General features: G+C 50.2%; 22 protein-coding genes. 17 read left to right on the plus strand and 5 right to left on the minus strand.

Going from position 1 to position 22,097, the window contains the following annotated elements; all coding sequences use genetic code 11:
- Window positions 1-752: hypothetical protein (locus HOK28_16280; protein MBT6434656.1), on the minus strand; the 752-nt coding region annotated here is incomplete at its 3' end.
- 83 nt (window positions 753-835) lie between these two features.
- Between HOK28_16280 and HOK28_16285 the strand changes: the two genes are divergently transcribed.
- From HOK28_16285 to HOK28_16345, 13 genes are all read left to right on the plus strand, one after another.
- A complete protein-coding gene (locus HOK28_16285) occupies window positions 836-1,210 on the plus strand; it encodes a GPW/gp25 family protein (GenBank protein ID MBT6434657.1) in 375 nt (124 codons plus the stop codon).
- Entirely contained in the window at window positions 1,200-2,840 is a 1,641-nt protein-coding gene (locus HOK28_16290; protein ID MBT6434658.1) for a hypothetical protein, read from the plus strand. The genes HOK28_16285 and HOK28_16290 overlap by 11 nt, the downstream gene beginning before the upstream one ends.
- A 74-nt stretch (window positions 2,841-2,914) precedes the next feature.
- Complete coding sequence (locus HOK28_16295; protein ID MBT6434659.1) at window positions 2,915-3,235, plus strand: hypothetical protein; 321 nt, start codon at window positions 2,915-2,917, stop codon at window positions 3,233-3,235.
- A gap of 135 nt (window positions 3,236-3,370) precedes the next feature.
- Window positions 3,371-4,123 (plus strand): hypothetical protein, encoded by a 753-nt coding sequence (locus HOK28_16300; GenBank protein ID MBT6434660.1) that lies wholly within the window; start codon window positions 3,371-3,373, stop codon window positions 4,121-4,123.
- 147 nt (window positions 4,124-4,270) lie between these two features.
- Entirely contained in the window at window positions 4,271-4,777 is a 507-nt protein-coding gene (locus tag HOK28_16305; protein ID MBT6434661.1) for a Na+/H+ antiporter subunit E, read from the plus strand.
- A 2-nt stretch (window positions 4,778-4,779) separates the two neighbouring features.
- Window positions 4,780-5,055 (plus strand): pH regulation protein F, encoded by a 276-nt coding sequence (locus tag HOK28_16310; GenBank protein MBT6434662.1) that lies wholly within the window; start codon window positions 4,780-4,782, stop codon window positions 5,053-5,055.
- A complete protein-coding gene (locus HOK28_16315) occupies window positions 5,052-5,471 on the plus strand; it encodes a sodium:proton antiporter (GenBank protein MBT6434663.1) in 420 nt (139 codons plus the stop codon). The genes HOK28_16310 and HOK28_16315 overlap by 4 nt, the downstream gene beginning before the upstream one ends.
- A complete protein-coding gene (locus tag HOK28_16320; GenBank protein ID MBT6434664.1) occupies window positions 5,468-6,433 on the plus strand; it encodes a DUF4040 domain-containing protein in 966 nt (321 codons plus the stop codon). The genes HOK28_16315 and HOK28_16320 overlap by 4 nt, the downstream gene beginning before the upstream one ends.
- A 23-nt stretch (window positions 6,434-6,456) precedes the next feature.
- A complete protein-coding gene (locus HOK28_16325; GenBank protein MBT6434665.1) occupies window positions 6,457-6,849 on the plus strand; it encodes a cation:proton antiporter subunit C in 393 nt (130 codons plus the stop codon).
- 5 nt (window positions 6,850-6,854) lie between these two features.
- Window positions 6,855-8,354 carry a monovalent cation/H+ antiporter subunit D family protein gene (locus HOK28_16330; GenBank protein ID MBT6434666.1) on the plus strand — a complete coding sequence of 500 codons (1,500 nt, stop codon included), beginning with the start codon at window positions 6,855-6,857 and terminating at the stop codon, window positions 8,352-8,354.
- Entirely contained in the window at window positions 8,351-9,871 is a 1,521-nt protein-coding gene (locus HOK28_16335) for a monovalent cation/H+ antiporter subunit D family protein (protein MBT6434667.1), read from the plus strand. Before HOK28_16330 ends, HOK28_16335 begins: the two co-directional genes overlap by 4 nt.
- Window positions 9,868-10,200, plus strand: coding sequence for a hypothetical protein (locus tag HOK28_16340; protein MBT6434668.1), 333 nt, complete (start codon window positions 9,868-9,870; stop codon window positions 10,198-10,200). The genes HOK28_16335 and HOK28_16340 overlap by 4 nt, the downstream gene beginning before the upstream one ends.
- Window positions 10,200-11,912, plus strand: coding sequence for a Na(+)/H(+) antiporter subunit D (locus HOK28_16345; GenBank protein ID MBT6434669.1), 1,713 nt, complete (start codon window positions 10,200-10,202; stop codon window positions 11,910-11,912). Before HOK28_16340 ends, HOK28_16345 begins: the two co-directional genes overlap by 1 nt.
- A 15-nt stretch (window positions 11,913-11,927) precedes the next feature.
- Here HOK28_16345 and HOK28_16350 read toward each other — a convergent pair whose 3' ends face one another.
- Entirely contained in the window at window positions 11,928-12,287 is a 360-nt protein-coding gene (locus HOK28_16350; GenBank protein ID MBT6434670.1) for a glutaredoxin, read from the minus strand.
- Between the two features lie 155 nt (window positions 12,288-12,442).
- On the opposite strand from HOK28_16350, the gene HOK28_16355 reads away from it, so the two are divergent.
- A complete protein-coding gene (locus HOK28_16355; protein ID MBT6434671.1) occupies window positions 12,443-13,720 on the plus strand; it encodes a hypothetical protein in 1,278 nt (425 codons plus the stop codon).
- On the opposite strand, the gene HOK28_16360 is transcribed toward HOK28_16355, so the two are convergent.
- Both HOK28_16360 and HOK28_16365 read right to left on the minus strand, forming a co-directional pair.
- Entirely contained in the window at window positions 13,699-14,538 is an 840-nt protein-coding gene (locus tag HOK28_16360) for a hypothetical protein (GenBank protein MBT6434672.1), read from the minus strand. The genes HOK28_16355 and HOK28_16360 overlap by 22 nt on opposite strands.
- 173 nt (window positions 14,539-14,711) lie before the next feature.
- Entirely contained in the window at window positions 14,712-15,824 is a 1,113-nt protein-coding gene (locus HOK28_16365; protein ID MBT6434673.1) for a DEAD/DEAH box helicase, read from the minus strand.
- A gap of 433 nt (window positions 15,825-16,257) precedes the next feature.
- Between HOK28_16365 and HOK28_16370 the strand changes: the two genes are divergently transcribed.
- Both HOK28_16370 and HOK28_16375 read left to right on the plus strand, forming a co-directional pair.
- The gene (locus HOK28_16370) at window positions 16,258-17,178 is read left to right on the plus strand and encodes a hypothetical protein (protein MBT6434674.1); all 921 of its coding nucleotides are present in this window, start codon (window positions 16,258-16,260) and stop codon (window positions 17,176-17,178) included.
- A 71-nt stretch (window positions 17,179-17,249) separates the two neighbouring features.
- Entirely contained in the window at window positions 17,250-18,407 is a 1,158-nt protein-coding gene (locus HOK28_16375; protein MBT6434675.1) for a hypothetical protein, read from the plus strand.
- 96 nt (window positions 18,408-18,503) lie between these two features.
- Here the strand turns inward: HOK28_16375 and HOK28_16380 are convergent, their stop codons facing one another.
- Complete coding sequence (locus tag HOK28_16380; GenBank protein ID MBT6434676.1) at window positions 18,504-20,651, minus strand: S9 family peptidase; 2,148 nt, start codon at window positions 20,649-20,651, stop codon at window positions 18,504-18,506.
- Between the two features lie 201 nt (window positions 20,652-20,852).
- Between HOK28_16380 and HOK28_16385 the strand changes: the two genes are divergently transcribed.
- Window positions 20,853-22,067, plus strand: a complete 1,215-nt coding sequence (locus HOK28_16385) for a hypothetical protein (protein MBT6434677.1) — start codon at window positions 20,853-20,855, stop codon at window positions 22,065-22,067.
- Window positions 22,068-22,097: the final 30 nt, after the last annotated feature.

The raw sequence follows: 22,097 nt of genomic DNA on the forward strand, positions 1-22,097 counted from the left end.
CCAGATGCGAGGCCTTGCGCTATCGCTTCAAGGTGACGTTTATGACGCACCCTTGCGATGGTGAGAGCCAAGTTTTCGTTACTCGAGGTGCAGGCCCGGCAAATACTGAAGCCCGAAAGTATTTCGAAATAGTGGCGGACCAAAGGGCGCATACAGGCATCACACTTTTCCCCAGCACCCGGCGTTTGGGTAAGCGGTTCGGTTGGCTCAGCGGCCGCTAAAGAAGACTCACCCTGAGAGACCACCGGCTTCGCCGCTTTAGCTTGGGCCTTACCGGCATAGAAGCAATCCGGGCAGTAATAGGCTCCATCGACCTCGTGAAAGCTCCCCGGACCAGGCATCCCTCGCTGGCACCCCGAACATTCGTAAGAGGCAGATCCGGGTGTGTACATGGGCCCGGGATCGACCTCTTGAGCTTGCTCTACTGGCTTTTTCTCCACGGGTGGCTCTGGAGGAGGCAGTGTGAGTCCTTCCCGGCAGCTTTGGCAAACACCAATGCTCCCAAGTTTGGTATGCCCATTCTCAGGCAACTCACCCTGGCATACGAAGCAGCGTTCAGACTCACGCTTCAACGCTCCGACCTGCTCACTCTCAAAGGAGAAGCTAAAGGGTTCTGGTTCTGGTTCTGGTTCAGCTTGAGGTTTAGGGCTCATCAAGTTAGCGAAACAGCGCGTGCAAAACATATGAGAACCAACATCTTTCATGTCGGCAGTGGCGTTCATTTCCTGACATCCTGAACATGTTGATTCCACGTCGCAAACTCCTTGAATAATCCTCTGGCACTTAAGGCCCTGGTAGCATAATTAACCTATCAAGATCTAAAAGGTAGTGCCCGATGTTCTTGAAACGAAAATTCCAAAGCGAATCATTCTCCTCAGACCTCATCACGGATATTATCGAAAACCTGCGCTCAGTTCTGAGCACCAAACGCAGTTGCGGACATTTTCTTCCCGACTTTGGTCTTACAGAGTCCGGTTACCGAACCAGTGAAGAAATGGTCGTCACCCTAAGTGCCGAACTTAAAGAAAGTATTAAGCGCTACGAACCGCGGGTCAGAGTCACTGAAATCGATGATGATTACGATGACAATGGAAAAGTAAAGCTTATTGTCCACTGCGAGCTTATTGCCGACGGAAGACAGATTTCCATGGCACTTAATCCATTCGACCGCTCCTTAAGTGTTGCTCTCGAAGATGACGATGAGCAATGAACCCGGCAGCCTAGAAGCCAACGGATTTCAAAACGGACTTACAATCTCGCTTGAGCTCAAAATCGACTCCCATAAAACCACCATCGAAGCTGGCGACATTAAGAGTCTAACCATCCAACAAAATTCATTTGGGTTTGATGTTGCTCTTCGTTTTTGGGTGATCTCAAAAAAGAGTACAGACCAAGACCCTCTGGTTTCTCACTTTGTCAAAGAGGAGCCCATGGACGCCACCTTATCGTTAAAGCGAACGTTCGAACGTCCTGGCAGCAGCACTGACCCATGGGTTTTAAAAGGGCTTGTTTACAGCAGAGAGCTCTTTGAACAAGTTTACCCCGCCGTGAACCGAGAACCGGTTTTACAACGGGAGTATATTATCCGCTTTGCCGACCCCGCTCAGGTTTTGTGGCGAGACCACCACCCGGTTGAGCTCTATGTGGATAAGTCACTTAAAGATATTATCTCAGCCCAAACCGATGACCGGGTAAAAATGAGCACCACCTGGAACGTTGCCACCACCAAGCATCATATTCATTCTCTAGCGCTTGGCTTAGAGTTTGGAAAAGCTTCATTTTACGACTTCCTCCACTGGTTTGCCGCCACCCGCCAGGGCTTCATTTACTTTGATTCTGAGAAGATGAAGTACGAGCTCAGTGCCACAAAGAAAGACGTCGGCAGCGCTCAAGAACTTGATCCCAGCGACCTAAGAAATACTGAAATTCTCTTCCCAGAAGTTAGCCGGGTCACGAAAACAATTCACAACAGCTTTGCCCCCAAGACCTCTTCCGCGCCCATTAAAAACCCAGCCAGCGTCGTCGGTGTTCGCGAAGACATTGTCCTAACATCACCGGCCGCCAGCGTGGCAACTGCGCGTAAGAAATTCGAAGATGCCCGAGAAACCGAGAAAGAACACACCCTACAACTCACTTGGGACCGGCTCCCAACTTGTAATATTCAACCGGGCTGTCTCATCAAACCCTCCTCAGGTGCGTGGTCATCCAATCTCATGATGACGGGTACGGTTTACCGAGTATTTCAAATCCACTTTCATGCTGAGTCGATCAACCAAGGCGCTACAGATGACGAGGGACAAGAGGCCAATATCTACAAAATTTCCCTTACGACCGAGCTTGAGCCCAAGAATTCAAAATCTCAACGCGGAGCGCGCTATCAAAAGCCGGCTTGGCCGCTTCATTTAGAAGCCAAAATCGACAGCACCTCAGGTGGTAAAAAAGACCTTACCTACCAACCTTTAACTAAATCCGAAGATGCAGTTGATACTTACAACCTCGAAGTCGGTTTATTTAAAAAAGTAAAACTTCGGGCTCCCTACCGCCCTCAGACTTTAAGTAACCACTACTACATTCCTCTCTACAAAGGTCAGCGGGTCATCGTAGAGCTTGGTTTTCAACATGCGGAGATTGTAAGAATCTTGGACTGGCGTAAAGGAGCCAAGCAGCCTACCGACAGCCAAAGCAATCACCTTTTACTCGGTAAACCCGATGAAGGTCATACCTCCATGCTCTACGGTCATGTTGACAATAAAGCTCAATTTACCATCGAACGAGATGACGACGGCGACAAACAGATCGTCGAACTCAAGGATGGCGTCATTGTGTTTGAAACCTCCTAAAACAAGGCGGTTCAGGGTTGAACGAAACCTCAATGCCGTGAAAAATCAATCCTGTCATTTCGGAGAAGCTCGCATTGTTAGATAAGAGTGAAATTGAAAAAGCCACACCCGGTGATCCCGACCGCGCTCCCGATGGATGGGATTGGAGCAGCGCACGACCAGGTCCCGAGAAAGCAAGTGAGGCCATTCCGGATACCGAGCCGAGCCTTACACCACTTTCTACGCGTTCTTCTGTAGCGCTTGATCCCTATTGTGGACATCTTCGCTCAAGCCGTGGCACCTACAGCCACAAAGACTTCCATCACACCATCATTATTCAGGGACCTCCGCCGCGGGCACCTTTGTGGCGACAAAGACGTAAGCTCTCATCATCTAAGCCCTACCCCATCGGTTAATCCGCTCCGCTCTGGCTGCTCTCTCACTCCCAAAAGACGGCCGTACTAATATTTCCAAATCAGACATGACGCTCTGGTAAATCGACAATCCAAGAGCTATTGCCCCCAACACTAACCCATACTTCGGAGTCTACTATGATGCACAAATCTACTCTTTTAACCCTGGCCTCGCTTCTAGTATTCGGTGGATGCGCAGGTGATTCAACCGACCGTGTCATCGGCGAGAGCACTGAAGTTGGCGGTTTGGCCGCTCACTCTTGGGCATTGATGGACGACGCCGGAACCGTTACCCAAGTTGGCTTCAGCATCGACCGCGAAAAAGCAGAGTCCATGACCATTGGCGTTGCGATTCCACTTTCGTTGCCCACAGAAGTTGTTGAGCAAACTTTGTTTCACCACATCCAAATCGACTTTATGAACGAAGGTCACACGCCCGGCCCATTCTTAGTGCCTCACTTCGACTTTCACTTTTACACGGTCACCAGCGACGAAATCCTAGCGGTTGACTGCGTTGATGAACCGATGCCAGAAGAGGCACGTATGCCTGCGCCGTATATCATTCCTGATACAGCCATCGATCCTACAGGCACCTGTGTTCCTGCTATGGGCGTACATGCTATCAACCCAACTTCGCCAGAGTTAGCCCCAGATTCCACCACAGCCTTCACCGAGCACTTCATTCTAGGTTACCACAACGGCGAAATGACTTTCATCGAACCTATGATCGCACAATCCGTCCTCGCAGCTGGCACTGAGCTTAGCGGCGATGTTCCAAGACCTGCTCTATACGGTAAGACAACGCTTTATCCCGCAAAGTGGAGCCTTGCTCTTAGTGCAGACGGAACAGAATACGAAATTTCGTTCAGCGACTTCAGCGAAATTCAATAATTCATTGGCCCCTCTCCGGGGCCAATTTCTCTTCTCTCCCTCGCCCCTTATTTTGATACCCAAAGAATGACCGACTTTTTGGTGCGCACCGTACCCTGTGTTAAAAACAGACCAGAATTCTTGCGCCCAAAAGCATAGGGGAGCTCTATGAACGAAACATCGAAAGCTTCTGCCGGTCACATGACCGGACTGATTATTGTTCTCACACTGATTTGGCTCGGCTGGTCCGGAATCTACGATAACGGCATGATTCTAGGCTTTGGTGTACTTTCACTGATTATTACCGTCTGGGTTAGTAACCGCCTCGGTGCAATCGACAGTGAAGGACAGCCCGTTAATCCAAAACTTTTGGGCTACGCTCCATGGCTTATTAAAGAAATCGTTGTGGCCAATATAGACGTTATTAAACGTATTCTTTCGCCAAATATTGAAAAAGCGATCAGCCCGACCTGGACTCTCGTATCGGCAAAACAAAAAACAAGATTAGGCCGCGTTATTTTCGCAAACTCGATCACCCTTACACCGGGGACTGTGAGCGTCGAAGTGGGTGATGATAAAATTCTCGTGCATGCACTGTCTCAAGAAGGCGCAGATTCACTGGCCGGCGATATGGGCGGTGAAATGGGTACGCGCGTATGTGGATTGGAGGGGTGATGATTTTTGAAGCTGCTTGTATAGGTGTTCTCATCACCATGGCTTTGGCACTCGTTCGAGCCTTTAAGGGACCCACCGTTTTCGATCGTATCCTGGCGGTGAATATGTTTGGTACCAAAACGGTACTACTCATAGCCGTCCTTGGTTTCATGGCGGGTCGTCCTGAATTTCTCGACATCGCCCTGGTTTACGCCCTGATGAACTTTATTACAGTGATTGCGGTTCTTAAGTACCGGGACTTTACCCACGTTCCCGCGGATGAGGTGTCTGAATCATGAGCACTTTAGAGATTATAACTGGAGTTTTTGTGCTCAGTGGCACCTTATGCTGCATGATTGGCGCATTGGGACTGGTTCGGCTACCTGCCTTTTTCGAACGCACCCACGCCGGCGGGCTCGCCGACACCATGGGTGCCAGTCTGTGTATCATCGGTATGATCATCTACACCGGCGGTATGGATCTTCCCACCTGGATAGATGCTGACATCAAATACCGAGCCTTGATCATCATCAAACTCGTTTCAATCGCCGCTCTGCTTCTCGTCACAAGTCCCATTGCCGGACACGCGCTGGCCAAAGCGGCCTATGAAAAAGGCCTCGGCGGACCGGACGCACCTGAATTTGAAGGCGTGACCATCTACACAGAAGCCCAAGAAGATGAAGCCCTTAGAAAAGAAGAGGAGGCAAACCGATGACAGAAGCTGTCACACTGGTACTCTTTGGCCTCTTGGTCATTGTTGCCATCTTTATCGCTTATACCCGGGACCTATTCGCAGCCGTGATGCTCTCCGGTATTTTTAGCCTCTTATGTGCCAGTCTCTACGTCATCATGGATGCCGTGGACGTTGCATTTACGGAAGCTGCAGTGGGCGCCGGTATCTCAACCGTATTGATGCTCATTGTTCTCAACCTAACCCACGATAAAGAGGCTGAAGCCGTTCAGTTTAAAGTCATGCCGCTCATTGTGTGCTTATGCACCGGCGCCGCCTTAATCTACGCCACAGGTGATATGCCTCTTTTTGGAGCCGCCAACGCACCGGTTCACATGGGCGACACAGTTCAATACTACTTAAATCAGGGTTATAAAGATGCCGAGATTATCAACTTGGTCACCACAGTTCTCGCCAGTTACCGGGGATACGATACCCTAGGCGAAACCACGGTTGTTTTTACCGCAGCGGTTGCTGTCATGCTTCTTCTCGGGCGTGCCATTCCTCGTAAGAACGTTCTTCACGCAGTTAAAAGCGATTCCGTCACATTGGTTGGCGCGAAGATGCTTATTCCTTACATCCTACTCTTTGCCCTCTATGTTCAGTTTCACGGAGACTTTGGTCCCGGAGGCGGATTCCAGGCAGGGGTTATGTTTGCGGCAGCATTTATTCTGCATGGCTTGGTTCGGTCTTTAAGCAACACACGAGAAGCTGCGCCAAGCCGCGTGATTGAAATTCTCGTTGCCCTCGGCGTCATCATTTACGCCGCCACCGGAATTCTCTGCATGGCCAAAGGCGGCAGTTTTCTCGAATACAATGTACTGGCTCACGACCCCGTTCACGGACAACACTACGGCATTATTCTCGTCGAAGCAGGCGTTGGCATCACAGTTTTTGCTGCGATGCTCGCCATCTTTTACAAGTTTGCACTGCGAGGTAGAAAATGATGATTACCCTTGCAAAGGCGGCCATGTTCGCAGCCTCCACAAGCGGTGTCAGTGGCACCAACTCTGGACAAGGCGTCTACAACTATTGGTTGGTGGTCATTTTAATGATGACTGGACTCTACCTGGTTCTCTCCCGTGCCAACATGGTGAAAACTGTGATTGGGCTAAACTTATTCCAAGCCGGGGTCATCTTGTTCTACGTCTGTATGGGCCGCGTTGACGGAGGCACTGCTCCCATCATCGCCAAAGGCTCAGAATGGGCCTATTCAAACCCCTTGCCTCACGTTCTGATGCTGACAGCCATTGTTGTTGGTGTTGCAACCACCGCCCTGGCGCTCTCGTTGGTGGTTCGAATCAACGAAGATTACGGAACCATAGAAGAAGATATCATCAATGAAAAAGAGGTGGCGTCGTGAGTAGTATCCAAACCCAGCTTCCCGCTCTTCAAATCATTGTTCCAATGGTAGCAGGACCGATTATCGTTCTACTGCGCCATAGGCTTTTTGCGTGGTTTGCATCGACAGCGGTATCCGTCTTTACCCTACTTGCATCTATCAGCATCTTAGACCACGTGCGCACCCAAGGAGCTATCGATTACTATCTCGGTGGTTGGCCACAGCATGTGGGTATCACTTACAAAATCGATGTGGTGAATGCATTTATGCTGGTGCTGCTTTCAGCCATCACATTTGTCGTGATGCTTTTTGCACGTCAAAGTGTTCAGAAAGAAATCTCCGAAGATAAGCATCACCTTTTCTACGCAGCCCTACTGCTTTGTTTCACAGGTTTAATGGGTATCTGCATCACCGGTGACGCATTCAACGTTTTTGTATTTCTTGAGATTTCATCCCTTTCTGCCTACGCACTCATTGGAATGGGTTCATCGCCCAAAGCTCCCCTCGCCGCTTTTCGCTACCTTGTGATGGGTACAATCGGTGGAACATTCATTTTGATGGGGCTGGGCTTTTTGCTTATGGCTACCGGCACTTTGAATATGGCTGAGCTTGTGAAGCTTATTCCACCGGTTGCAGATACGACCATGATTCGAGCGGGCTTTGCGTTCATCGCCATTGGCTCGGCAATTAAGCTGGCACTCTTTCCACTTCATATGTGGCTCCCAGATTGCTACACCTACGCACCAAGCGTGGTTTCAAGCTTTCTCTCCGCAACCGCCACCAAGGTATCTTATTACGTTTTGGTTCGAGCAGTCTTTGTTCTCTTCGGAGCGGCCCTGTTTGAGCAAACAGTTCGTATGGAAGCAGCCTTTTTTCCCATGGCCATGCTTGCCATCTTTGTTGGATCCATCAAAGCCATCGGGCAGCTAAACATCAAACGCCTACTCGCTTATTCCAGTGTCGCGCAAATCGGCTACATGGTTTTGGGCCTAAGTTTTGGCAACCAAGATGGCCTCACGGGCGGCATCATCCACCTCTTTAACCACGCATTGATGAAAGGCGGGCTCTTTCTAGTTCTGGGCTGCGTCGCTTATCAAATAAGCTCCAAGGATTCTGGCTGGCAGGTGACCATCGACGATATGAAAGGGCTTGGTAAGCGCATGCCGCTCACCGCCTTTGCTTTCGTTCTCGGCGGACTCAGTATGATTGGTGTTCCACTCACGGCAGGTTTCGTCAGTAAGTGGTACCTTGCGCTCGGAGCACTCAAAGCCGGTATGTGGTGGGTCGTTCCACTGATTCTATTGGCCTCACTTCTCGCAGTTCTCTACATTTGGAAAGTGGTAGAAGCCGCTTACTTCCAAGAGCCGCCGGAAGGCGCTGAATGCAAAGACGCACCTTGGGGACTTTTGGTTCCAACCTATTTGCTCATCGGTGCATCTTTTTACTTCGGTATTTTCACCGACCCTATGCTCTCATCAGCCCGTGAAGCGGCCGATCTTCTTCTCACTGCAGGAGGCGTCAAATGAGTGGTGACATCAGTGTTTTGATTCCGGTCCTGCTTCCGCTTTTTGCCGCGGTCGCGATTAATATTCTTGGGCGGGTAGCAAGTGACAACATAAGAGATGGTTTCCATACGCTAATGGCCATCGTCACCTTTTACTTTGTGTGTCAGATCTATCCAGAGGTTACAGCGGGTGGACGGCCAGAGTTTTTCATCGCGGATATCTTTCCAGGTGCTTCTCTCTCCTTCAAAGTTGAACCACTGGGCATGCTTTTTGGCCTGGTTGCTTCGGGACTTTGGATTGTCACTTCAGTTTACGCCTTCGGTTATATGCGTGGCCACGACGAGCAAAACCAAACACGGTTCTTTACTTGTTTTGCCAGTGCCATTGGTTTTGCCATCGGCGTCGCTTTCTCGTCGAACCTACTCACACTCTTTGCTTTCTACGAGTGTTTAACATTCTCCACCTATCCTCTGGTTACCCATTATCAAGATGATGCCGCAAAACGCGCGGGCCGAATCTACATGGGTATTTTAGTGAGCACATCCGTTTGCTTGCTTCTCGCGGGTGTCATCGGGGTTTGGTACTTCACAGGCAGCATGGACTTTGTTCAAGGCGGTATTCTGCGCGGTAAAGTTGATAACACCACCTTGGCAATCTTGCTGGCACTCTTTGCCTTCGGTACCGGTAAAGCTGCCCTCTTGCCCTTTCACAAGTGGCTTCCAAACGCGATGGTTGCACCCACACCCGTCAGCGCGCTGCTTCACGCCGTTGCGGTCGTAAAAGCAGGTGTATTCACCATCATGAAAGTGGTGGTCTACATCTTTGGAATAGATTTACTCGCGGAGACTGGTGCCAGCGAATGGCTGATGGCCGTTGCCGCCACCACCATTCTCTTTACCTCTTGTGTAGCCTTGACCAAAGACAACCTGAAAGCACGGCTTGCCTACTCAACCATCTCTCAGCTTTCCTACATCGTGCTGGGTGCGGCGATGGCCAATGCAGCGGGCGCCATGGGCGGGTCCATGCACATCGTGATGCACGCCATGGGTAAAATCACACTCTTTTTCTGCGCCGGTGCAATCTTTGTTGGGGCGCACTTGAAGAACATCTCCGACATGGATGGATTGGCCAAACGAATGCCATGGACTTTAGGGGCATTTACCATTGCCTCCTTCAGTATCATCGGGCTGCCTCCACTGGGCGGCGTTTGGGGTAAATGGTTTCTGGGTCTCGGGGCTCTGGAGACGGGACAAACCTTTTATCTTATCACCTTGCTCATCTCTTCATTGTTAAGCATCGGCTACCTCATGCCGGTTGTTGGGCGCGCTTATTTTAGACCCGCTCCTGCTCACGGCGGGCACGGAGACCATCACGGTCACGACGACCATGGACACGACGACCATGGCGGCGGCGGGGAAGCACCATTGATGTGTGTGGTCCCGCTCTGCATGACAGCGGTGGGTTGTATCCTACTCTTTATCTTCCCAGAGCCTATTCAAGAGCTGCTGGCACCCATCTTTCAGGGAGTGGCAAAATGAGTGAACACAATCATAACCACGATGGAAATGAAGGCTGGTGGATTGCTAGGCCTGCCAATGCCAACAAGATCTTTTGGGGGCTTCTGGTTCTATGCGCCGGTACGGTTCTTTTCGATTTGCTCTATCATTACTTTTTGCATGCCAAGCACGGCTACTTCGCATTCGAAACAATGATTGGCTTCCATGCTTTTTACGGCTTGGTCGCATTCATGTTTGTGGTGCTCACGGGCAAGCAGCTTCGCAACTACTTGATGCGCGACGAAGATTATTACGAACCAGATCACCTCAGTGAATACATAGCAGACCCTCAAGCGGAGGAGCACCACTGATGAATTTGCAGCATTTACCTCCAGGCTCTTTGATGATGCTCGGCGCACTTTTGGTGCCGCTTATCCCACGCAAATACCAAGCGTGGTACGCTCTGATTCTACCGATTCTTAGCGGCATTCACCTACTCACGAATTTCCAAGACGGCTTTGTCTTCGATACGACTTTCATGGGCTATGCACTGCAGCCTGTTCGTGTTGATCGCTTGAGCCTTATCTTTGGTTACATCTTTCATATCGCTGCTTTTCTCTCGGGTCTTTTTGCTCTCAAAGTCGATGACCCCATTCAACACCTCTCGGGCATGGTCTACGCCGGCGCAGCCATTGCTGCAGCATTTTGTGGTGACCTTATTTCCCTCTTTATCTTCTGGGAACTCACGGCCATTACGTCGGTGTTTTTAATCTGGGCAGCTCGCACCGAATCAGCCACCCGAACCGGGGTACGTTACCTTGTCATTCAAGTCGGCTCTGGTGTGATCTTACTGGCCGGTACACTTTTGCATTACCAAGAGACCGGAAGCATCGCTTTCGAACACTTTATGCAAGCCGACGGAAGCATGACTCAAGGTGCTTGGTGGATTTTCGTAGGCGTTGGCATCAAGGCAGCCTTTCCGTGCTTGCACAACTGGCTACAAGACGCTTACCCCAAGGCAACCTACTCTGGCACAGTTTACCTAAGCGCGTTCACCACGAAGCTTGCTATCTATGCTCTCGCACGAGGCTTTGCTGGCAACGAATTGTTGATCCCAATTGGCTGTGTGATGACTGCATTCCCCATCTTTTTTGCGGTCATTGAAAATGATTTGCGAAAAGTACTCGCTTACTCACTCAACAACCAACTGGGATTTATGGTCGTGGCCATCGGTATCGGTACCGAGCTTGCCGTCAATGGCGCCTGTGCTCACGCATTTGCACACATCATCTATAAAGGACTTCTCTTTATGGCGATGGGAGCAGTCCTCTACCGAGTCGGTACGACCAAAGCCTCAGAGCTTGGCGGTTTGCACCGAACCATGCCATGGACCACCGTATTTTGTATCATTGGTGCCATGTCGATTTCGGCCTTCCCTTTTCTCAGCGGGTTTTCAGCCAAAAGCTTAATCACTTCTGCTGCCGGCCATGAGGGTATGGTCTTGGTGACCTTTGTACTGCTCTTTGCCAGTGCAGGTGTCATGGAGCACTCGGGTATCAAGATTCCGTTTTTCGCATTCTTCGCCCACGATTCCGGTAAGCGTCCCAAGGAAGCACCGTGGAATATGCTGGCAGCCATGGGGATTGCGTCTGCGCTTTGCATTGGCATCGGCGTGTACCCAAGAGCGCTCTACGACCTCTTACCCTACGCAACCGATTACAACGCCTACGACGTCACCCACGTGGTGACTCAACTTGAACTCTTGTTGTTTGCAGCACTCGCTTTTGCGCTCTTACTGAAGTTCGGTGCATATCCAGCGGAGGTGAAGTCTATCAACCTCGACTTTGATTGGTTCTATCGCAAAGTGGCTCCAAGCTTTATCCAATCCAGTGTGTCGTTGATGAAAGACATAGCCAACGCAGCATTGGCTCCGATCAAGGCTCGTTTTGATGGTACGGGCAATAAGATGATGGCGATGTGGGGACTCGATGGTAAGTCTTCGCAAGCAGGCGCAGAGTCTGGTGCTTCTGCCCTCTGGGCAGCGCTTCTACTTTGCGCATTCTTGATTCTCTTTTATATCTAGGCGGTCGCCTCAATCTTAGGCGAGTAACTTCGCAAACGTTCCGTCCTCGAGCATGGCTCTAAGCTCGTTGCCTCCGCCGATGAGCTGACCTTTTACAAACACTTGTGGGTAAGTGGGCCAGCCGCTCCAGAGCTTAATCGCTAAACGCGGTCGCCACATGGAAAAGTAATTCCCGTACTCAAGGTATTTAAACTCAAAGCCTGCCGTCTCAAGTGCTTGGCGCGCTTTTTTGACCGCGGGATTGTGGGCCATACCAACGACAACAATGGGATCTTGCTCTACTGATTGGCGTACTTCATTCACCGTCGACACATGGTAGCCAGCCATCCACTCTTTGGCTCGTTCTGAATGATTATCTAGTAACGCTCGTTCCATGGGAGGTATCCTCGCTAAGGGTTTGCTTCAAAATAGGCATCCATTCCTAAACCACAAGTCCTAAACCAACTTATCGGTTGGTATATATTCCAAAATCAGAGTGACCCCATGAGGATTTTTGGATAGGGCAGAGTTCAAACTACATGGGATCATCAATGACTTTACCTACAATGCGAACTCAATCTCTTCTATTTTGCCTCTTGTTTGGCCTAAGTGCCTGCGCCGAGAGTGGCGGCAGTACGGGCCCAGGCGCTCTTGAAGACCCATCTACAACCAGCGATCCGTCGGATGCCGAAGTTTCTGATCCTACGAATCCAAGTGATGACTCGGACTCAGCCGAGGCCGCCGACCCCGCAAGTCCAAGCGATGCAACCGACAGCACAGACCCCTCATCCACAGAATCCGATACTCCAGAGCCAATCACATGGGCAGTAAATATCATTGCACCGCTGGCCGAGACTGCCACAGAGCTCGGCGAATTGATCAGCTTTCGAGGCGATACCACAGCCGCTCCTGAACTCGTGGGTGAGCTCACGGCCCGCTGGATTTCTGACCGCGACGGCATTCTTTTTGAGGGACCTCTTGCTGCCGATGGAACCACCAGCTTTGACTCAGATGCTCTTACAACGGGTTATCATCTTCTAACCCTACGGGTTGAAAATGCTGCAGGTCAGTCTGAAAGCAGCTCAATTGAAATAGGCGTTTGTGGATGGACTGAAGCTGAAAACTTTGACCAAGCTCTTAATCCCGACGAGTGGCTCATTGTAGGAAATCCATCACGTACCTATCGAGACGACCGCGGCTGGATGGAGCTCACCAACAATTATCAAGATACCAATGGAGCTATTTTTAATACGGGTCGAAGCATCACGCCCGGCAATGTTGTGCTTCGTTTTAAAATCTCCACAGGACAATGCTCCACACCCGATACAGCCTGCAACAGTAACGGTGCCGACGGCTTTGCGATGAGCGTTTTCCAACTGGGTACAACCGACGAACTTGTGACACTTCTTAACAACGCCTACACCGGCGGCGGTCTCGGGTACGGCGTATCTGGACCCTATGGCAATACCAACGTGCAAGCGTTTCACATCGAGTTTGATACTTGGCGCAATGTTAACAACGGCACCAGTCAGCTCCACACCGATCCCACAGAAGAAGACCACATAGCCGTGACCTTAAACGGCGACCCAAGTGTTCATCACCTTATCGCCGATGTTCCAGATCTTGAAGACAACTACTGGCATCAAATGGAAGTTCGGGTTGTTGGCGAAGCTGTCACCGTACTCATGGATGAGTCGATTGTTATCGATGGGACTGTACCAGGCCTAAGCTTTAAGGGCGGGTTTATCGGCTTTACTGGCACCACGGGCTATTACACCAATTATCACCGATTCGATGATTTAGAGGTTCAAGAAGCCTGCACATTCTGAGGCTCTTCCCGGCTGAGCATCATCAGATTGAGCAACAAGCCGGCAAGCATCAAACCAATATTCAGCATGAACAATCTTTGTGGAATCTCGACCACCGCCGAGAGCACAATGAAACCGGTTAAAAAATACAATTGTTGAACAATCACCAGGTTCGTAAAACCAGCGATGGCATGAAATCCGTTAAAGAAATAGGTAAAGCCTAAAAAGAACATCATCAGGCCGTAGAATCTAAAAAATCCAAATTGGTAAGGTTCTGTTACCAAACCCATGCCCAGCCCGTCCATGCTCCATTGCGGGCAAAACATGAGCACCAAGCCGATAAGAGCCAAAGCATAACCCTGCGCCGTCACCATCTTCAGGCTCGCCGTTGGCACGTTCACGCGCTGAATCAAAGCCTTCCAATAAGTGTCGTAAGTGCGCTCTTTTCGCCAAAGCACAAAAGCGACAAAAGCCGTTGTCGGTCCCATCATCATCACGTAGGCAACAAAAAGAAGTTGGAACTCACCCATCAGATAAAAATAGGTAAAAAAGAGAAAATCAAAACCACGATGTAAAAAAGTCGCCATGGTTTGAATTTCGATATCTAGACGCGAAAGAAAAAATCCCAAAAACGTAAGTGAAGAGAAATAGATAAATAGAAGCTGAATACTTAAGACGCCGCCCCTACTAAAGTCGACCCCCATCCACTCAAGAATCCCTGGAAAAAAAGTCACGACCAACGCGGTTACACAGAAGTTTGCAGTAATCAGCTCATTGAATCGCCCCGCCAACGAACGCGTTGGTGAAACATCCCCAAGACTCAATAAAATCCTTCTCATCTTTCGTTCTTCTCCCACGCTCAGGGTATCTCGATACGCGGGGATAAAGCCACAGGGTTACATTGACCTACCTGGCTTCAATGCCTTGCCGTGAAGATCCTTAAAAGAAACGGCATCGCGAATCTAAACCCCTGTCATTTAGCCTGAAGAGCTTAGAACCAAAATAGGCAACGTCACGAGTGGCGCTGAAACGGCGTGCACTCTATCTCTAAAATCTTCGCAAACATTTTTAATTTTGCACGGGTGTTATCTGTAAGCAAAGAGATGGAATGTCCCGTTTTACCCGCACGACCTGTCCGGCCCGCACGGTGTACATAAGCTTCTGGTGACGATGGTAAGTCGTAATGAAACACCCAGGGAACATCTGGGAAATCTAAACCGCGTGCTGCCGCATCCGTTGTGACTAAAACACGGGCTTTGCCCATTGCCATATCTTTCACAGCATTTTGTCTATCGTTTTTCGAGCGGTCTTTACTTAGGGTCACCGTCTTCAAGTTGTGCTCATTGAGGTACCGAAAAAGGTGACGGAGCGAATCTGGCTGATTTACAAATACGATGGCTTTTTTGCATTTGTTTTCTTCAATAAACCGCGCCAAACATACATCTTTACCCATGTTGCCACTTGGGCTGATAAAGTGATGAGCAATCATTGAATGCAGCGGGTTGTCCTTTGGCTCAATATGCACATGGTCGTCTCCCATACGCTTTTTAACCAAAGCCTTAGACGCCGGTCCAAACGTTGCCGCTGCCATAATCAATTGAACCTTCGGTTCAGGGCGAGACAGAATCTCGCGCAAAAAATCACCATGGTTCGAATTGAGAATAGGATCTGGCTCATCGAGAACCATCGTGTGGACGCCTTTCATCTTACGTGCGGCGTAAAGTTCCAATATTCTGCCGGGAGTTCCAATAATCAAACGCGTGCTCTTGGTGATACGCGACTTCTGCCGGCCGTGACCGGCACTCGACGTGGCCGTTCCGACCATCAACGCTTCAACCTTATACTCCGCTGCGGTTCTCGCGATCTGCATCGCCAGTTCAGTGGCGGGCGTCATGACCACAACTCGGCCGGTCGCCGGATCTTCTAAACGCTGGAGAAGCGGAAGCAGATAAGCCAAAGTTTTACCGGTCCCTGTACCCGACTGCAAAACTGCATGCCGGCCTTGCAAAATCGCAGGAATAGACTCAAGCTGCACTGGGCTGGGCCTGTCGATACCATCGTTCTTGAAAGATTCTCGCATGGTGTCTGTGAGGATAAATCCATCAATATCTTCGAATGCTGACATGGCTTGCATCTCCTTCGCTAACTGCTCGGGCCACTTCTACATGGAGAGATTCGCCACGGCTAGCCAAATCTACGCACGTTTACGCAAAGCTGCCGCCTGAAGTGGGTCATCGCGGTTCCATTGGTTGATGCCTGCGATCCTTTCGGCCGACCAAGCATCATTGTAAGAACCAATCCTCGCTCAGCCCGCCTTTTGCCTAGCTTCGTAGCCACCCGTTTAGGGTTTGATAGTGATTTGAGGACCTAAGATGACCCATTTATCCCTCGCTGAGGGGCTTAAAACGCTTCATCCATGGCCATTGGACCGCCTGAAGCATACCAACCTCAGCTTTCAGATTAAAAATACAAGGCTTCACATTTTGTGACTGGTGAGAACGAAACTTGTGTAGTAGCAGCAAGGCGCATTCTCGCACCTAGCCCTTTCGGAGAGCACCATGAGCAAGTTGAGCGGCGTTAAAAAATTCATTCAGACAACTCTTGAGATTCCACAACGTCGCACCGATGGTGACCTCGTCAAAGGCACACACCCCTACCGCAAGCTGATGCCTTACATCATGCCAGGGCGTAATGAGTCTGTTTGTTATTACGACGATTACATCCGCTCCGATAAGATGCTCGACTATATTGAGCGAGCTCGGGCAGCATTCGGAACCGACGTGAATATCACACACCTGCTTGTTGCCGCGGCCAGTAATACGCTTCACCAGAATCCGACGATGAATCAGTTCATCTCAGGCAGCCGGCTCTACCGACGTAAAAATGTCGACGTAACGTTCAGCATGAAGCGTAAGAAGCTTAATAAGAAAGCTAAGCTCAGTGCCGTGAAGATGCGCATGGACGAGCCAGAAGAATCTTTCCAGGATCTCGTTGAGCGTATCAACAGCCATATCCACATTGAACGTTCAGGACGTAAAACATCCGTGGACCAAGAGCTTGATATCTTAAGCTTACTACCGCGCCGTCTGATGAGCGGTGTGGTCTCAACCGTGAACTGGTTAGATTACAACAATATCCTGCCCAAAATGTTCATGGAGCAAGACGGTTTCTACACCAGCATGTTCATCGCAAACCTGGGCAGCCTCGGTATGCGCCCAGCCTTCCACCACCTCTACGAATATGGCAATTGCCCGCTGTTTTTAATGGTCGGTAGAATCGAAGAACGCCCCATGGTTCGAGACGGCGTGGTCGTTGCAGAAAATATCATGCACATCCGCTGGAGCTACGACGAGCGTATCGATGACGGCCTTTCTTCAAACTACGGAATGACTACCTTCCGGGAAGCTCTCGAAGACCCAGATCAATTCTTTGGTGAGCTTCCTGAAGTTCCAGCAAAGCTTAAAACAGCAGTTGCGTAAGCCCGCGGGCCCTCGATAAATCTTAATAACCGCCCTTGCAGTTGTGCAAAGTTGTCCCCATTCTAGGGGCAATGCGTATTGTCTTATTTTGTTTAGTAGCTTTCGCCATCTTTGCAGCCCCCGCACTTTGCCTTCGTTTTGGATTCCCCGAACTCTGGCGGCGCTGGTTAAGCCGAGTGGTTCTGGGGGCCTACGGGGTGGTCCTTACATGCACCGGGCTATACTTCTATCTGCGTTTAAGCGCTCCAAGTGAAGCACGCTGGGTTGTCACGCTGGCCAACACCATCGTGCTCGCCGGTTTCGGAACGATGCTTACGGCTATCTTCTGGGGACCTCTGATTGCATTTTACAACAAACGCTCCCAACAAGAACCTCCTATAGATGAGGCTAAGCGGAAACTTATTTTAAACTCAGCGAAGGCAATCCCAGTAGCCTCTGCGTTGCTCAGCCCCGTAGGAGTTCAAGCCGCCATGAATGATCCCATCGTGCGACCCGTTACAATCCCTATCGATAATCTTCCTTCAGGTCTCGAAGGGCTTAAAATACTTCAGCTCACGGATGTTCACCTGGGTCTTCATATTGATGCTGACCAATTCGAAAAAATTGCGAAGAGCGCTCAAAAGTACAATCCAGATCTTGTGGTGCTCACCGGCGATATCGCCGACGACTATTCCAAGCTCGGCCCAGCCCTTGAGCATTTAAAAGTCCTCGCTCCGCCTCTGGGGATTTACGCCTGCATTGGCAACCATGAAATTTACCGAGGCCGTAAAACCGCAGAGAGAATCTACCAGGAACAAGGCATTCACTTTTTATGCGACAATGGAACAACGGTTGAACGCGGCGGCGCTCGCTTCTGGCTCGCGGGCGCAGACGATCCGGCACGTCTCTTCAAGAATCGAAACTCTTTTTATAATAAAACCATTCGGAATGCTCTGCAGGAAAAACCACAGGATATAGCAACATCCATTCTTCTTTGTCATCGGCCCAAGGGCTTCGATATCGCCGCTGAGCAAGGCGTGAGCCTCACGCTCTCCGGGCATACCCACGGCGCTCAAATGGCCATTGGGGGCCGTTCAATTTTCGAACCGTTCATGCCAAAGAGCTACCTGCTGGGCCATTACCAAAAGGACACGAGCCATCTCTACACTTCGGCCGGGCTTGGGCACTGGTTACCCTTCAGGCTCAATTGTCCCCGTGAAGGTGCCTTACTTGAGCTTAGTCGAGCCTGAAACAGAGGCTTGGCAAACGAAAGCTGCCAGAAGAGCAGGAACCGGGTGCTAGAAAGGTCCCGGTTCATCCCCGGGACCCTCTAGATCTAAAACACTTTAATTGAGTCCGAGCTGGCGGCTTAAATAAACGTATTCAAGTGCATACCGCTGAGCGCGCTGGCGCTGATTCGCGGCGGCCGCATGACCACCTTCAGTATTCTCATAATAGAAAACGCCATGCCCCTGCTCCTTCATTCGAGCAACCATCTTACGTGCGTGTGCGGGATGAACACGGTCGTCTTTGGTGGACGTTAGGAAAAATGGGTCCGGATACGTGCGGTCTTTAAAGACGTTTTGGTACGGTGAATATTTAGAGATAGCTTCCCACATTTCTGGGTCTTCGGGGTCACCGTATTCAGCCGCCCAACTCGCACCGGCTAAAAGCTTGGTGTAGCGATACATATCCAGCAGCGGCACCTGGCAAACAACCGCGCCAAATAGATCCGGCCGCTGGGTAAATGCAGCGCCGACGAGCAAGCCGCCGTTACTGCCACCCATAATACCCAAGTGAGGTGATGAAGTGACCTTGCGCTCAATCAAATCAGAGGCAACAGCAATGAAGTCATCGTAAGCACGCTGACGGTTCTTTTTCAGTGCCGCTTTATGCCAACGTGGACCAAACTCACCACCACCGCGGATATTAGCAATGGCATAAGCACCGCCGCGCTCAAGCCAGAGCTTTCCAGAAATAGCGGAGTACCAAGGTGTCAGTGATATCTCAAAACCGCCATATCCATAAAGAACGGTCGGAGTTTTTCCATTCAGCACAGTGTCCTTTTTACGAATCAAGAAGTACGGGACACTCTCACCGTCTTTGCTTTTAACTTCAAATTGATCAACTGCAAGCCCAGCTGAATCAAATCGGTCTGGCAAAGTTTTAAGGACACTTAAAGTATTCGCTTTCGGTGCGTACTCAAAAAGGCGATCCGGCGTGATGTGATCTTCATAGTTGAAGAACACGGTTTCATCGTAAGGGTTCGCTGAAGAGATTGAGATCGACCCAGTTTTAGGAAGGTCAACAGGGACGGAAGTCCACTCACCTTGCTCGCTTACGCTAAACCGCAGAACCAAACCTTTCACATTTTGCAGCAATGTAACGTAGAGCCCGGTTTTGGATTCGCGTACGCCTTCGATGCTTGTGCGATTGTCTGGCACATAGATGGTCTCAAGAGCTTCTACCTTCCCCGATTTCGCAAAATCTTCGGCTGAGAAGGCGAGCAGAGCTGCCTGCGGGTAGGTCTTACCATCATGGGTCCACGCTTCACGTAGGCTTACGAGAATACGACCGGCATAGTAGCCACGAACTTCCGCTGATTCTTGAAGTGGAAGCTTTGTAAGCTTGCCTGCTGCATCTCTTAGGAAATACTCAGCGGTAAAGAAAGTGAGTGAGCGAATCACCATTTGCAAAGTTTCGCCAGGCAAGTGCATGACGTTTGGCCAAACACCAATATCTTTTTTCTCTCCAGCTAAAAGGGTGGCCGCTGTTTTAAGATCTGTGCCGCGCTTCCATGTCTTTACAATACGAGGATAGCCTGACTCCGTGAGCGTGTCCTCACCCCAGTCTGTACTTACCATCAATGTATCTCGGTCAATCCAAGTGACACTCGACTTAGCTTCCGGGAGTTCGAAGCCTTCCTTGACGAATGTCTTTCTCGCAATATCAAACTCACGGTACACACTGGCATCCTTACCGCCGCGAGAGAGCCGAACCATACAAAGATTGAACTCCGGTGCTAGGCAATCCACACCTTTGTAAACCCAGTTCTCATTTTCAGCCTTGGCCAACGCATCAAAGTCTAAAACTGTTTCCCATCGAACGTTGTCCGTTCGGTAGGATGCGAGAGTTGTTCGGCGCCACAAGCCACGAACATTTTTCTTGTCTTGCCAAAAGTTATAAACCTGACCGTTACGAACAGTACCGTAAGGAATTCGGTCGGTGGCATTTAGGATGGTTTCAGCGGCACCGAGAAAGTCGCCATAGCGCGTATCGCTTTCAAACAAAGCTAGGCTTTCCTTATTTTGCTCCTCGACCCAGCTCAGTGCTTTTGCACCTTCAACTTCTTCAAGCCAGAGATACGGATCATCGGTAGGTGCCACCTGAGCGATTGGTTCAGGGGTTGTTGGGGTCTCGGTATTCGTGCCGTGCATGCTACATCCTGCGATTAGAATAGAGCTAACTATGCAGAAACTCTGGGTTCGTTTCATGAAATTCTCCTCTTAACTTGGGCTCAGTCGACGGGAAGCTACCCAAGGAATGGAAAGTTCGCAATCGAAAGGTTCATTTATAAGTAGAGGGGTCATCTTTTTTATTTAAAATTAAGGACTTACCCACTCACCAATTTGCTGCTAAGGGCTACGTGTTGCCCAAGATGACCTTGCCCCGGATTTAAAGAAAGCTCGTCTATTATGAAAAATATACTTGGATTGATTCTTCTCGCTCTTTTGGCCCTCCCTGGTTGTGGCGATGGCCCGAACGCTTGTAACGAAGGTAACTTTTGCGAAGTCAACGAGAGCGGCAACGCCGCTTGTATCGATGGATACGAATGGCTCAATGCTTCTGCCGATGATGACTTTCGTTGCAAAGAAAAGACTTATCTACCCGTGCTTGGCGATGGTAAAAACACGACGACTGCAGTTCAGCTCACGGTCGTCGGTACCAGCGCAGACGGACTCAATGTCCCGCGTGACCTCGAATTTCACCCCAATGTCCCCGGCCAGCTCTGGGTAGTAAACCGCGGTGATGAATCCATCGTGATTTACTCGGATATGGGTCAAGCCACTCAAAGTGACCAGAAAAAGAAAGCGGGCTTTGCTGAAGCCGGACAGCACTTTCTGGCGCAGCCTGCGGCGATCTCATTTGGAGCCAACGGTAACTTCAGCACGATTCATGAAACAGACCAGCTAACCCAAGGCGCAGCGACTCCAGAAGATTTCATGGGCCCGACCATGTGGACTTCAGATCTCGCGTTTTTCAACGCCGGGCACTCCGGTCACCTCGACATGATGCACAACACGCCGCTTGGCATGGGCATCGCGTGGGAAACCGGAAACGTTTACTGGGTATTTGACGGATACCACAGCTCCATCACCCGCTACGACTTCGTCGACGACCACGGTCTAGGTGGCAGCGATCACTCAGACGGCATCGTTTCGCGTTACGTACAAGGCAACGTTAAGCGCTCTGCGGATATCGTTTCCCACATGGAAATCGACCACGCTACAGGCCTTCTTTACATCGCCGATACTGGTAACAACAGAATTGCTGTCTTAGACACAAAGACAGGTACTAAGGGCTCAAACCTTACAGACCTCAACTACGACTGCTCGGAATATATCTGCCCAGATTACCACTACGTTGATGGTGTTAACTTTAGCGAACTCATCAGTGGTACAGACCAAGGCATGAGTAAGCCATCAGGACTTGCACTTCACGGTGACCATGTTTACGTCAGCGATTTTGCAACTGGAATGATCTACGGCTTCACCAAAGAAGGTAAGCTTTTAGATTGGCTCGACACGGGTCGTCCCAATGCTCTTAGCGGCATGGACTTCGACAGCGATGGTAGCCTCTACGTCACTGATAAAGTAGCCAACGAGATTTTGCGCATCCAAGCGCTTTAAGCCTATAACGCCTCTGAAACCATAAGGACC

The sequence above is a fragment of the Deltaproteobacteria bacterium genome (genome assembly GCA_018668695.1).
Classification (GTDB): domain Bacteria; phylum Myxococcota; class XYA12-FULL-58-9; order XYA12-FULL-58-9; family JABJBS01; genus JABJBS01.

What these genes read in the sequence shown, in the direction of transcription:
- HOK28_16375 (MBT6434675.1), top strand. Translation starts at nt 17,250, where the DNA reads ATGCGTATTGTCTTATTTTGTTTAGTAGCTTTCGCCATCTTTGCAGCC.
- HOK28_16345 (MBT6434669.1), top strand. Translation starts at nt 10,200, where the DNA reads ATGAATTTGCAGCATTTACCTCCAGGCTCTTTGATGATGCTCGGCGCA.
- HOK28_16340 (MBT6434668.1), top strand. Translation starts at nt 9,868, where the DNA reads ATGAGTGAACACAATCATAACCACGATGGAAATGAAGGCTGGTGGATT.
- HOK28_16315 (MBT6434663.1), top strand. Translation starts at nt 5,052, where the DNA reads ATGAGCACTTTAGAGATTATAACTGGAGTTTTTGTGCTCAGTGGCACC.
- HOK28_16320 (MBT6434664.1), top strand. Translation starts at nt 5,468, where the DNA reads ATGACAGAAGCTGTCACACTGGTACTCTTTGGCCTCTTGGTCATTGTT.
- HOK28_16325 (MBT6434665.1), top strand. Translation starts at nt 6,457, where the DNA reads ATGTTCGCAGCCTCCACAAGCGGTGTCAGTGGCACCAACTCTGGACAA.
- HOK28_16360 (MBT6434672.1), bottom strand. Translation starts at nt 14,538, where the DNA reads ATGAGAAGGATTTTATTGAGTCTTGGGGATGTTTCACCAACGCGTTCG.
- HOK28_16290 (MBT6434658.1), top strand. Translation starts at nt 1,200, where the DNA reads ATGAGCAATGAACCCGGCAGCCTAGAAGCCAACGGATTTCAAAACGGA.
- HOK28_16300 (MBT6434660.1), top strand. Translation starts at nt 3,371, where the DNA reads ATGATGCACAAATCTACTCTTTTAACCCTGGCCTCGCTTCTAGTATTC.
- HOK28_16285 (MBT6434657.1), top strand. Translation starts at nt 836, where the DNA reads ATGTTCTTGAAACGAAAATTCCAAAGCGAATCATTCTCCTCAGACCTC.
- HOK28_16355 (MBT6434671.1), top strand. Translation starts at nt 12,443, where the DNA reads ATGACTTTACCTACAATGCGAACTCAATCTCTTCTATTTTGCCTCTTG.
- HOK28_16305 (MBT6434661.1), top strand. Translation starts at nt 4,271, where the DNA reads ATGAACGAAACATCGAAAGCTTCTGCCGGTCACATGACCGGACTGATT.
- HOK28_16350 (MBT6434670.1), bottom strand. Translation starts at nt 12,287, where the DNA reads ATGGAACGAGCGTTACTAGATAATCATTCAGAACGAGCCAAAGAGTGG.
- HOK28_16385 (MBT6434677.1), top strand. Translation starts at nt 20,853, where the DNA reads ATGAAAAATATACTTGGATTGATTCTTCTCGCTCTTTTGGCCCTCCCT.
- HOK28_16335 (MBT6434667.1), top strand. Translation starts at nt 8,351, where the DNA reads ATGAGTGGTGACATCAGTGTTTTGATTCCGGTCCTGCTTCCGCTTTTT.
- HOK28_16365 (MBT6434673.1), bottom strand. Translation starts at nt 15,824, where the DNA reads ATGTCAGCATTCGAAGATATTGATGGATTTATCCTCACAGACACCATG.
- HOK28_16370 (MBT6434674.1), top strand. Translation starts at nt 16,258, where the DNA reads ATGAGCAAGTTGAGCGGCGTTAAAAAATTCATTCAGACAACTCTTGAG.
- HOK28_16380 (MBT6434676.1), bottom strand. Translation starts at nt 20,651, where the DNA reads ATGAAACGAACCCAGAGTTTCTGCATAGTTAGCTCTATTCTAATCGCA.